Below are 11,019 nucleotides of genomic sequence, written 5' to 3'. Positions count from 1 at the left end.
ACTGTCGACCACAGAGCGGGACGGCTTCCAACAGCTCATAACCCCTCATGGGGATTCGGAACCCATACCGATCGACACTCATCTAGGTTTAACGGTATCCTCATAACCCCTCATGGGGATTCGGAACAACTCAGAAATTCCCCACTGGGTTGAATATTCAGCCTCATAACCCCTCATGGGGATTCGGAACCCGCGGTGGCTGCTGCGGCCAGCGCTGGGGCTTTCGTGGCTCATAACCCCTCATGGGGATTCGGAACGCCTGTACACGACGCTGCGCTGGTACGTCTCAACCGGCTCATAACCCCTCATGGGGATTCGGAACTTGGTTGCACTTCTTGCGCACGGCGCCCGAGGCGGGCTCATAACCCCTCATGGGGATTCGGAACGCTCGTTTTAGCTGGGATATTTAGGCATGTCTAGCCCTCGAAAGTCGCTAAGCGCTTCCGCAGCCCAGAACTGTGTACGTCGCAACTGTTCGGTAGAGACTTCAGCTGCGGTCGAAGTGATGGTCACAAGACGCCGTAGTCGCTCTTGTGGCGCCTGTCCTCTGTGCGAGCAACCTCTCCTTTTCCGGCTGCTGACTTGACGAGGTGGGTCACTTCAACATTCCTACGATTTGCTGCAGTAATTTCAGTCAAACGATCTTCAGGAATCATCATCTCGCTGAGCTCTCGGCGCAACCGAACTGCATCTGCCTCGGTGATATCACCAGTAAAGACCGAGTATTGCTCGTGGTTTAGGTATCGCCGCAGCAATTTCCGGAAACGATTTGTTCGCTTCGCTTCAACATCATAAGTAACGAGCATGAACATCGCTAAGGCTGCCGCTTGAAAGATTCGTACTCAGAGACCTCAAGTACCTCTCGCTCCAGCGAGAGCGCTTCGCGATAGATCCACTGACGATAAGAACGCTCTCGCAGTTGCTCTTCCAGACGCAGTGCAAACTGCTCGGCGACGTGACGTCGACCCGTTTCGGTCAGCAAACAAACGCCATCTTTCTCGTCGAACCAGTTGTCAGCGAGCATGCCGCGACGGGCCATACGAAAAATGAGCATGTCGACAAGGACGGGCTTGAAAGGCTCCGCAAGGTCAAGGCACAGCGAGGCTCTTCCTTGACCTGGGCTATGCAAGACGGCGAAGGTCTCTTCAAGATGAGTCTTGCTCGTCTCGTGACGGACAACGGCATAGGTGAGCTGATTAAGGAAAGAAAGCAGACAGTTAATAGGATTGTTCGGGGGGCGGCGTACACGCGGGGTGAAATCCAAGGATGTATGGATGTGCTTCCAGCCGCTGTAGTACCACTCATGCAAATTGCCCTCAACACCCATCAAGGTCGGGCTGTCGCAAGCCTGACCAATCTTTGCTGTCAACCGTTGCATGCTGTCGATGATCGGTACCAGTGACTTGGCACCGCGATAGCGGTAGTAGCGCAGATTGGCCAGCATGTTGTGGGCGGCACCACGTACAATCTCGCGCGCAACAGCAAGACGCCTAGCGTCATTGAGCAGGAGCCGCGCTTGAGCGAGCTTAACGACCCCAGCGGGATTGCGGTTGATCGGCTCGAAACAGCCTTTGAAGTAGCCGTAGTAGTCGAATACGGATAGCCGTACACCGTGCTTGCCGCACAAGGTCAGCAGGCGGCTGTTCAAGCGGGTCTCGCCGAGTAGAACCAGGTGGCGAATTGCTTCGATTGGCAGTGCTTTGACCTTACCGTCAAGGGAGATCGACAGCGTGTTTTCACGCTGCTTCAGGATCGCATCACGGGAGACGAATAGAGTTTCCATCAGTCATATCCGCAGAAGGAGGCCAGAGAGCAACTGGCACAGAGTCCAATGCGCGGCACGCTCGGTACGCGTTGTACCTGGGTCAGATGCTCAAGTCTTAGGCTGTCGCTCCAGAGCCCATCAAGGAGAGAAGCGTCGAGGACAACTTCACGCCAGCGCCGGTTCGTCAATACATGCACGCGCCCCGTCCAGGTTCGCTCCGTCGCGATCGAGAGCATGACGGCGTAGAAGCCAACTTGACGATCAACGGCCACGGAAGCCCCTCCCGTGCCTTTGTTCTCGAAGACAATGGCCTGTTTCCAGTCAACCCGATCTGGCGCAAGCCCGAACAGTCCAACAGTGGACCGGTCGCGTTTGTAGTGTGTCGCCTGGTGAGCTGTCCCTGTAGCGACACGGCTGTTCCACTGCGCAAAGTTGACGCGGTGGAGATACATCCAAGCCCGCCGTTCGCAGAGATTCACATGCTGGAAATGCAGGCCGTGCAGTTCCAAGCGATCGACACGTTCAGAGAACGCTGCTGACTGCATCCACTGAAATGTCTGGGTCATGGCCGGGAACGAGACCTGTGAGTTTGACAAGCTTTTTGGCGGCATCGAGCACTCCGGGATGATCATCCCAATCGATCGCATAGTGATCGACTTGCTCGATCTCGCCGCACCAGGCATCGATCAAGCGACTGTCAAATGGTAATGAACGGGTCTCGGCGGTATGTGGGAAGTGGCATATCCAGCGGCGCTGGACGTTGCGATCCGGCTCGTCACGCCAGTAATCGTCAACACTGCCCTGGATATGAATGTCATCGTCAACTAACGGGAAGCGCTCAAGCACACTTGTCTCGCGCTTCAACCAAACTTCCGGATAAGCAAAGGCCTCGCCGCGCTCATTGACCACACGAACCTTGCGCTCGATGGTGCGCAAATCGAAGGCTTGGGCACGAAACAAGCGCAGCCAAGGTTCGACATGCGGCGCAAGGCGAGGGTCGTCAGTCAGGGTTTTGACCGCCTGCTCCAATCCGTAAAGCGTCTTCGCGGTCTTGGGGCGATGCTTGAACAGGTGCTCGCGCCGGTGCCCGCGGTTGCTCGGATGGTCCATCAACACATTCCAGTACAGGCCGGCACACCAAGCAGCGCGTCCTGAAAGCTGACCGAAGGTGCCGGCAGCCATCGCTCGGTTGCTGTGCGAGACGGCGGCTTGGCTCAATACCGTCGTCAACTCCCCGATGCTCAGTCGCTTTCCATGATGAGCTTGCACCCAGTCGCGCAGGCTGCGCAGCCAAGGGTCACGCCGTGTTCGCCGATCGTCAAGACGCAGAATTACGCGCCCGTCAGCCCCGCGCCGGGCCGCGCGTCCGTAACGCTGCAGGAAGTTCATCGGCTCAAAGCCCGGCTCCATGAGCATCAAATTCGCGTTACGGAAGGTCACGCCCATTTCGACGCTGGCGGTGGCCAGGATCAGACCATAATGCAAAGGATCGCATTTGCGGCCAATGGCAAACCCAGCTTGATGCAAGCCCTGGGCGATACTGTCGCGCACACTGTTAACGATCAGCACATGAGAAGGATCGATTCCACCCTCGGGGAACAAGCGTGCGAGGACTGGAAGATCCTTTTCCAAGGCGGCGAGCGAGTCATAGATCACGACCACTTGCCGGTTAGCCTCAAGCTCGGTGCAAATGTCCTTGATGTGCGCTTGGATCAGCTCGCGTAGGCTCGGTGCGGCACTCAACGTGAGTACGACATCCCCATGCAATGGCCGACCCTCTGGGACCAAGTCTTCGCGCAGTATGGCGACCTGCTCCTTGTCGAGCCCGATCTGCTCAAGCGTCGGCAGGAGATCGAGGGGTGTCGCGGACAAAAAGCTCAGCCTTGCACGGCCGTAACCGGTGCCACTCTCGTGCTCGGCAGTGACCAGTCGCGCGAACAGGGCCGCCAGCCCAAAGCCGCGCGCTTCGATGGTATGAAATTCGTCGAGGACGATATGGTCGAAATCGACCAACAGATCAAAGACACCCGCGCTTGCCTGACCGGTCTCCACCCTACGGCGCACCAGCAGCGCGCTGACCACCTCGGGTACCGCAACGATCATCTCGCCATCGCGGCTTCCGGGCTTGAGCGCTTGCATCTGTCGTAACCGCAAGCCATTGATGTGCACGATGCCCTGTGCCTTGAGGTCTGCGGTCTGATCGGAACTCCACAATGTGACAACACCGCAGGCACGGGGCTTACCCCAGCCAGCAGCGATCAGATCCTGCACCAGCCCGCTGGCGAGGTTCTGGGCCAATCGCCGAGTGGGTACGATAAACAGCACCCGCTCACCTCGATCACGCAGCGCGCGCTGGAACGCGTAGCTCTTCCCCGCACCTGTCGGCGCCTCGGCGACTCGAACCCGGTGGGTGTCCTCAATTAGCGCCTGTTGCAGCGGTGAGAGCCCATCGTCGCCTTGCGCCACGCAGTGCTTGACGATAGTCAGTTCCATTGCGCAACCTCCTCAGCGGCCTGGCCAAGTGGCATCGGGGCTGTTAGCTGCAGTGGATAGATCAGGAAACGCTGTACGGACAGTGCCCGCTCGAACTGCATGGCCGTCCAGGCATTGAGGCGCACGCTATCAATCGAGTCGTCACGTTCGAGTTTGACCAAGCCGTTGCGATGCAACCCGATGCGGATGACCAGGCTGTCCTGGCCGGTGTCCTTAAACGGGTCAACACCAAACAAAGCGCCCCGAAAGACCGCCTCTGGCGGCACTTCCTGTGTGGTCCAGAACTGCTTGAGATTGCCCTTGTAGACAACATCACGTAGTTTTTTCGGGAATCCGCCCTCTTCTTCCAGATTCAAACGACGTGCCAGGGGCGGCAAGAGGCGCGGTGCATCGGCCATCAGCACCGAAGCTCGCCAAGGCATCGCGAGCAGATCACGCCGATAGTCCTTGGGCGGTAAGGCGCCCCAAGGGCGAACATAGCCCAGTGCACTGGCCAGGCCGAAACAAACGGCATTGTCGCCAATCAGCTCTGGCAGAGTTGCCGTACCCCCCTGCACCGCCAGTGAATGGTATGCAAAGGGAGTGAGCGTGGTCGCGCGCAACCCGATGATAGTGTTCATTTCCCAAACCAACCATCGAAGAGCGTGACCATCGCTGTGGCGGTGTCTCGATACGCCTGCTCCAATGCGCCACCTGGGATATTGAACTCTTGGATCAGCGACTCGACCCAAGCCTGCACATCGGCAGCGGGGATGCTGGTCTTGTGCAGCGGGGCAAGTCTTTCATCGATGGCTCGTGACAGGCTAGTCACATCGCTGACCTCGCCGCCACCAACTGCCTTGATCAGCTCATAGGGTGAGGTCTCGGGTTTCTCGAACAGATCGGCATAGATGCCGACGAAGTGCGTCCGCACATTGATCCCGGTGACGGCCGTCTGACCGCCGTAGCTGCCAGCCAATCCGACGGAAAGCAGCAGATGTTGGAGGCCGATCGGCGGCAGGAGTTTGCCGCGCGTGGAGAGCACCTGAACTAGTAGAGTACCGGGATTGATGAAATGGCGGCTGAACAGATTGTCAGTGTTTTTCTTCGCGTCGGAATCCCACAGGGTTCCATCTTCAAAGCCTCGATTATGGAAACTCTCACCAACACAAAAGTATTTGGGCTTTAGGCTCAAGGCATCGGAATAATTCACCGCCGCACGCACCGGGAGCACCTTGCTGTCATGGTTGGCGGAGTCACCAAACACCAATGTGTTCAGGTCAAAAGACTCCGAGGCCTTACTGCCTTTAGGGATTGCGGTGCGGTTTTGCGGATAGCGCCCACCCGCATTCATCGCGCGCAGAATCTGCAGCGCGCGACCTCGCTCCGGGTATTTGAATTTATTTGGGACGGCGCGGACATAGGTTTCGTTGTTGAACTCGATGTCAGTGATTTCTTGTTCGGCATTGCGAATCACCAACGGTGCGATGGCTTCGCGCAGCACGACTACCGAGACACTGCCTAGGTTCTTGCGCTTGGGATGCAGGTAGCTGTTCTTGTCACCTTGGCTCTCTTCAAGCAATTCGCTCAGCTGGGGCAGATAGGCATTCAGGCGTTCCATGGGATCGCTCCGTTCAAGTGTTGACTGTCACTGTGGCTGCGGCATCCGAATTTGCATCGGCCTTCGGACGCGGCGCGGTCAGGAAGGCCATGCGGTAGATGCTGGCCAGGATCTTTCGATTGCCTTGCGAGGGGGGACGACCGTTGAGGACACCAAACCAAAGGTCATTCACGAAACGGCGGGCAAAAGTCAGACATTCGTCGGTCAAATTGACATCATCACGCTGCTGCCTCGCCGCCGCTTTCTGTTTTCGCACGAGGTTGGTGTCCAATTCACCAGCGATTGCCATCCTCAGCGATTCGGCATCACGCTGGCCCAGCTTCCACGCTGCGATGGCCGCGCTCAGGCTTAGATTGAATGTCAACAACTCCTCATTGGCTGAGGCATCCCAGCGCGGTCGTTGCTGAATGCGGGCGGCGGCTCGACCTAGCTCGACGAGCGGGGCATCGGTCTTGCTCATAGCGTTCTCCTTTAACAGTTGCTCGAATTCACGCCGGAAGCGGGCACCCCGATCCGGTTGCCCATCTTTGGTTGCGTCATGGAGTTGTGCCCATGACAGGCAGATTGCGCCGAGTCTGGTTTCCCGGCGCGCATAGCGATCAAAGACCTCGAACCCGAGTCCGTTCGTGTTCAGGATCAGCTGCGCTGTTTCTAGCTGTCGCAGTGCGTCCGGAAGTTGCTCGAGACGCAACCGACTCCCGCCGATCAAATCGGCGAGCCGACGGGGCATGGCATCGAAGGCGAAAAACGCCTTCTCCTGGGTTGGAAGCCCTCGGAAGAGATGAATCGGCCGCCCAACACGCAGCGCGGCTCGCAAGAGCAATCGCAGTTGGTCGACCTGATCCTCGGTGCGATCTTGGATGCGCTCGAAGCGCGCAACGCGGTAACGACGCCTATAGACATCCAATCCGTGATAAACGACGCCCTTTGCGGGCTGCTCGCGGGCCAGGTCGTAAACCGACAGGGTGTTAAAGCTTTGCTCGTTGTTCAGTGCCAACGCTGCGAACAGACCTGTTGTCGACGGCGATGACAGCAACGTCGGAATGCCGTCTGGCTTGCCCTTTATGGACGCATGCACGGACCCACGAAAGCGATGCTCGACATAGGACACGGGCGAGATATGCGTTTCACCAAGCGCCGAATCGATTGCTTCTAATCGCCCTTCGCGTCCAGAGAAGGCGGACTTCTTGAGCTCATAGAGCTGATCCGCCGAGGCGAAGGTTGCGCTGTTTGCAACCGGGGTATCGGTAAAGATGCAGCGCCTTGTCCCCGCTTGTGCCTGACAGATGGATGTCGCATTGAGGCGTTCCCTGAAATGCCGGGCAACGACTTCGATGAGGTCGTCTCCATCGCTTTCGATGGTGTCGCGTAATCCGCGACCGCTCTCGGTCCCTTCAAGCCAGCCCTGCAGAAGGCCATCAGCGCCCCAGACACGCGTTTCGAGCTCGGCGTCATCGACGGCTAGACGCATCGCCCAAAGCGCGGTCATTGCTCGCCGTGAAGCAGCATCTTCGATCTCTGAAATCCACTCTGGGCGTTCCTCGCTCACCATCTCGATGAGCGCCTGCTCTCGCTGCGCGTAATCCGGTAGCTCCTTGACCTGTTTATGGCTGAGCAGCAACACCAAGTGGCCTGCTTGCCGCAGTAACCGCTGCGCATCCTCTGAAAGCCGCTCGGGTGCCGGATAAGGGGTGAGTGTTTGGCCTGTGGCCTTTGGCCAGCTCGGTCCAAGACCAATCTCGCCGAGTAGAGCATCGAGCTGCGTCGTGATGTCATCGCTGGCAAGGCTCGCCTTGACGAGAAAAAGCCGACCAAGCTCGCGATCCGGCAAATCAGTGCTGGCCATAAAGTCGACGAGCATGTCGTGACTTGGCGCAGCATCCAGAATCTCCGGCGTCCCGCGATTAGAGATATTGACGCGCATCCCAAATAACTTTCGGGAGAGGAAGGAGCAGACGGCTTTGATCGCTCGCGCCTTGATCTCCTCGGCGCGTGCCGCTGGTATCAGCATCAACAAGCGCCCGTCTTGATGAACCTCGATCAAGGGCGGCACAGGCCAACAGCTTGAGGAAATCGCGCGCTGAAGCTCATCAATCAGGAACGGGTGATGCGGATCGAAGAGATCTACAACAGCCCAATCTCGCAAGAGATCCCCAGAGAGACTGCGCTCGGATCTCAAACGCTCAAGCACCGCATCGATGCCGTCTTTGAGCCACAACCCATCCAGCTTGTCAGCAAGCGCGACATAGGTCATCAACTGCTCAATCTGCCGTGGCGGATAGGTCGATGGCGGACTGCGATGCGCCTGAGTCGCCTCGGCTTGCTCGATGAGGTAGCGCACCTGGTCCGGCGAGAGACTGTCATCTTCGCCAACGAAGCCGTCCAAGCCGTAGCGCACCCACCGCTCGGCGATCTGATCGAGCGGCAGCGCAGTATCGCGTTGCAGCTGCAGATCCTTGTCGAGGTCGTGCATAAAGGCGAGCGCGGCCAAGACCCGCAATTGCTTGCGCAAGGCATCAGGGTCGGCGTCGGGATTGCTGTCTAAAATATCGAGGGTCGCAAACGTTAGCGCGCCACGCACGACAGAGAGCAGATGATCCAGCAGCGTGACATTCGCGCTCGTCGCATAGCGCTCTTGGAGCCTCGCATCGGTCGAGTACCCCCCCTTGCCACTGATGGACATCAACCGCAGAACACGGGTATCGATGATGCGACCTGTCTCGCAGGCGGCTGCCTTTTTCTTATCGATCTCGCCACCTGCACGGTCTTCGAGCACATGAGCCTCGACGACATCACGCATGAAGGCTTCATAGGTCGTTGCGGCCAACTCAGTGGCAGCTTGCAGAACCTCACTCATCGTCCAACCCCTGCTTCCGCCAAGCCGATGCAGCCGAAACCGTTACGAGTCTTCTCGCCGATGCCTGCATACCAGGCGAACAACAGATCTTCACGGCTGCCAGCCAGCACGAGCGGTGCCTGCAGGCCAATGACGAACGCGTTATGGCCGTTACGCATGCGCTTGGTGCTCACCAAAACCGAATGCTTGGGATTAGCGCGCAGATAAAGGCTGTCAGGCTGGACGTTCAGCGCCACAGAGCGGCCTGCCAGCCGGCTCAAACGCGCGTTGATCGCGGCGGAGAGATCAATATCTGCCAAGGATGTATGCCAACGCTTGCCCTTAGCAGAACGGTCGCTAATCGCAAGCGGTGATAGCAGGAGAACACCCAAGACACCAGGATCAGCACAAAATGGCTGTTCTTCGATGACCGATATTGCCCCGGAAAAATCAAACAGCTCTCCGGTGACAGCGCGCGCATACCGCAGTGCGCTCGCGTCGAGCCTATCGAGCACGGGAGCAAGCTCAGTGCTGGCGGTTGAGAGGACGAGGCTATGGACCTGCCCCTCATGGTCCCGATGATGACCAAGTGCAGCAAAGGTCCAGGGAGCGGCTTGAGGGCCGATGACAAGCTCTGGGGATGCACCGGCTGCGATCAGCGCGTTGACGCTGGCATCGTGAACCAGATCAAGGTGCCGGTAGGTCGCCCAGCGACCGCGCTCGAGCTTCAGTCGAATCCTACGCATGAGAATGTCCTTCTGCGATGTGACAGGGAGAGTCTAGCCTATTCAAGCCACCTATGCTAACGCTTACAAGACATGAAGCATGACATGCTAAGGCGATTCGCCTTCATCGAGGCACGCCTACTCTGGGGAGACGGGTTCACCGCAAAGGAGCTCGGCGAAGCCTTCGGCATCGCACGACAGAATGCCCAACACACCATCGAGATGTATCGGCACCAGCATCCGGGCCAGATGCAGTACGACCGACAGCGGCGACGTCATACGCGGAAGGAAGCTTTCGAGACGCACTACATTCGTGATGGCGCAGCGCCCTTTCTGGACTATCAACGCGCCGTTATGCACACAGCGCATTTTTTTGATGAGCCTGACTGGGCCGACCTGCCCTTCACCGATGCCGATGCACTGGTACGGCCCCTCTATGACGAGCAAGCGGTTCGGGTTGTGCTGGAGGCGCTGCGGCTGGAATCAGCGGTTCAGATCGAGTACTGGGCCAAGCAGACGAGCGGTTTCCGGTGTATTTCTCCGCATCAGCTCGTCTATGCTGATGGGCGCTACCATATTCGAGCGTATTGCCACGAAAAAGAAGCCTACCTCGACTTCGTTCTGGCACGGGTCGTCTCTGGGGAGATGAGTAACGCCCCCTGGATACCAGCAACCGGAGACTCTGAGTGGCACGAGCGCACGACGCTAAGGTTCGCGATCAATCCCAGCCTACCAGCGCAAACTCACGCCGCATTGAAGCTCGAATTTCTGCCTAGAGGGCAAGACAGCCTTGTACTTTCCGGCATCCGCAAAGCGCTGGCTTTCTATATCAACCGCCATCTAGGTCGAATCGATCAGCGGTTTGGCATACCGCTCTGGTTGCCGCTTGACTCTGCACCTTGAGCCAGGATCGCACCGTCGAATCCACAAACGTATATCCTCGACAACCTCTGGAATATCCCTGGCTTCAAGCTCCACCCGCTGAAAGGCGCCGATCAGGGCCGTTGGTCGATCTGGGTGAACGGACATTGGCGTGTCACTTTCAAGTTTCGGGAGAGCCATGCATTCGTACTCGACGACGAGGACTATCACTAGATGACCATGCACAACCCCCCGCATCCTGGTGAGTTTATTAGCGAGGTCTACCTGGAGCCGTTCGCCCTGACGGGTCGGCAGCTTGCGGCAAAGCTCGGTGTTGCTCCCTCAACAGTGAACCGAGTTCTGAAGGGCAGCAGCAGCGTCAGCTCCGAGATGGCGCTGCGGCTCTCGAAAGCCCTGGGGCGCAGCCCGGAAAGCTGGCTTGCGATGCAGAATCAGTTCGACCTCTGGCAGGCCCGGAAGTCGATTGATCTCGATGCCGTGGAGAGGATTGAGCTTCGCGTCGCTTAGCACTCAGGGCAAGCCCCGCCAAGGAATCACCTCAACCCCCTCACGCTGATAAGCCTCCTCTCCACCATAGATCAGCCAAGGCGGCAGCGCCCGCTCACCGGCTAACTCTTGCCAACGGTGCAAGCTGCGCAACCAGTTGTTGACCAGCGTCGCCCCGGACTTGATCTCGACCGCACGCAAGCCGGTGCCTTCCTCGAAGAGGACATCGACT

11 protein-coding genes, 1 pseudogene and 1 CRISPR repeat array are annotated in these 11,019 nt (G+C 58.2%); of the genes and pseudogenes, 3 read left to right on the top strand and 9 right to left on the bottom strand.

The window, feature by feature from the left end; translation table 11 throughout:
- Positions 1 to 34 precede the first annotated feature (34 nt).
- Positions 35 to 386: direct repeats of the CRISPR family, unit length 28 nt; unit sequence CTCATAACCCCTCATGGGGATTCGGAAC.
- 123 nt (positions 387 to 509) lie between these two features.
- Genes cas2 through VBE63_RS20780 form a run of 8 tightly spaced genes read right to left on the bottom strand, consistent with a single transcriptional unit; the run spans position 510 to position 9,209 of the window.
- A complete protein-coding gene (gene cas2 / locus VBE63_RS20815; protein WP_323684938.1) occupies positions 510 to 812 on the bottom strand; it encodes a CRISPR-associated endonuclease Cas2 in 303 nt (100 codons plus the stop codon).
- Positions 813 to 814: 2 nt separating this feature from the next.
- Positions 815 to 1,783: a CRISPR-associated endonuclease Cas1 gene (gene cas1, locus VBE63_RS20810; protein ID WP_323684937.1), complete on the bottom strand. Its 969-nt coding sequence runs from the start codon at positions 1,781 to 1,783 to the stop codon at positions 815 to 817.
- Positions 1,783 to 2,331 carry a CRISPR-associated protein Cas4 gene (locus VBE63_RS20805; RefSeq protein ID WP_323684936.1) on the bottom strand — a complete coding sequence of 183 codons (549 nt, stop codon included), beginning with the start codon at positions 2,329 to 2,331 and terminating at the stop codon, positions 1,783 to 1,785. Before VBE63_RS20805 ends, cas1 begins: the two co-directional genes overlap by 1 nt.
- The gene (locus VBE63_RS20800) at positions 2,288 to 4,258 is read right to left on the bottom strand and encodes a DEAD/DEAH box helicase (protein ID WP_323684935.1); all 1,971 of its coding nucleotides are present in this window, start codon (positions 4,256 to 4,258) and stop codon (positions 2,288 to 2,290) included. The genes VBE63_RS20805 and VBE63_RS20800 overlap by 44 nt, the downstream gene beginning before the upstream one ends.
- Positions 4,249 to 4,878, bottom strand: coding sequence for a hypothetical protein (locus tag VBE63_RS20795; RefSeq protein WP_323684934.1), 630 nt, complete (start codon positions 4,876 to 4,878; stop codon positions 4,249 to 4,251). Before VBE63_RS20795 ends, VBE63_RS20800 begins: the two co-directional genes overlap by 10 nt.
- The gene (locus tag VBE63_RS20790; RefSeq protein WP_323684933.1) at positions 4,875 to 5,858 is read right to left on the bottom strand and encodes a type I-D CRISPR-associated protein Csc2; all 984 of its coding nucleotides are present in this window, start codon (positions 5,856 to 5,858) and stop codon (positions 4,875 to 4,877) included. Before VBE63_RS20790 ends, VBE63_RS20795 begins: the two co-directional genes overlap by 4 nt.
- Before the next feature lie 13 nt (positions 5,859 to 5,871).
- Positions 5,872 to 8,715, bottom strand: a complete 2,844-nt coding sequence (locus VBE63_RS20785; RefSeq protein ID WP_323684932.1) for a hypothetical protein — start codon at positions 8,713 to 8,715, stop codon at positions 5,872 to 5,874.
- Positions 8,712 to 9,209, bottom strand: a complete 498-nt coding sequence (locus tag VBE63_RS20780; protein ID WP_323684931.1) for a CRISPR-associated endoribonuclease Cas6 — start codon at positions 9,207 to 9,209, stop codon at positions 8,712 to 8,714. The genes VBE63_RS20785 and VBE63_RS20780 overlap by 4 nt, the downstream gene beginning before the upstream one ends.
- 315 nt (positions 9,210 to 9,524) lie before the next feature.
- Here VBE63_RS20780 and VBE63_RS20775 point away from each other — a divergent pair, with 315 nt between their 5' ends.
- The 3 genes from VBE63_RS20775 to VBE63_RS20765 are packed head-to-tail and all read left to right on the top strand — an operon-like array spanning position 9,525 to position 10,808.
- On the top strand, positions 9,525 to 10,322 hold the full coding sequence (locus VBE63_RS20775; RefSeq protein WP_323684930.1) for a WYL domain-containing protein: 798 nt from the start codon (positions 9,525 to 9,527) through the stop codon (positions 10,320 to 10,322).
- A 6-nt stretch (positions 10,323 to 10,328) separates the two neighbouring features.
- Positions 10,329 to 10,514, top strand: a complete 186-nt coding sequence (locus tag VBE63_RS20770) for a type II toxin-antitoxin system RelE/ParE family toxin (protein ID WP_323684939.1) — start codon at positions 10,329 to 10,331, stop codon at positions 10,512 to 10,514.
- Positions 10,515 to 10,808 carry a HigA family addiction module antitoxin gene (locus VBE63_RS20765; protein WP_323684929.1) on the top strand — a complete coding sequence of 98 codons (294 nt, stop codon included), beginning with the start codon at positions 10,515 to 10,517 and terminating at the stop codon, positions 10,806 to 10,808.
- Positions 10,809 to 10,811: 3 nt separating this feature from the next.
- Here the strand turns inward: VBE63_RS20765 and VBE63_RS20760 are convergent.
- Positions 10,812 to 11,019 (bottom strand): annotated as a pseudogene (locus VBE63_RS20760) (AAA family ATPase); the annotation flags it as partial.

The sequence above is a fragment of the Lamprobacter sp. genome, assembly GCF_034860625.1.
Taxonomy (GTDB): Bacteria; Pseudomonadota; Gammaproteobacteria; order Chromatiales; family Chromatiaceae; genus Lamprobacter.
Note: the sequence above shows the minus strand (reverse complement) of the source record. Positions and strands in the feature narration are given on the sequence as shown.

Coding starts and splice junctions, on each gene's coding strand:
- cas2 (WP_323684938.1), bottom strand. CDS start 812: ATGTTCATGCTCGTTACTTATGATGTTGAAGCGAAGCGAACAAATCGT.
- cas1 (WP_323684937.1), bottom strand. CDS start 1,783: ATGGAAACTCTATTCGTCTCCCGTGATGCGATCCTGAAGCAGCGTGAA.
- VBE63_RS20805 (WP_323684936.1), bottom strand. CDS start 2,331: ATGACCCAGACATTTCAGTGGATGCAGTCAGCAGCGTTCTCTGAACGT.
- VBE63_RS20800 (WP_323684935.1), bottom strand. CDS start 4,258: ATGGAACTGACTATCGTCAAGCACTGCGTGGCGCAAGGCGACGATGGG.
- VBE63_RS20795 (WP_323684934.1), bottom strand. CDS start 4,878: ATGAACACTATCATCGGGTTGCGCGCGACCACGCTCACTCCCTTTGCA.
- VBE63_RS20790 (WP_323684933.1), bottom strand. CDS start 5,858: ATGGAACGCCTGAATGCCTATCTGCCCCAGCTGAGCGAATTGCTTGAA.
- VBE63_RS20785 (WP_323684932.1), bottom strand. CDS start 8,715: ATGAGTGAGGTTCTGCAAGCTGCCACTGAGTTGGCCGCAACGACCTAT.
- VBE63_RS20775 (WP_323684930.1), top strand. CDS start 9,525: ATGCTAAGGCGATTCGCCTTCATCGAGGCACGCCTACTCTGGGGAGAC.
- VBE63_RS20765 (WP_323684929.1), top strand. CDS start 10,515: ATGACCATGCACAACCCCCCGCATCCTGGTGAGTTTATTAGCGAGGTC.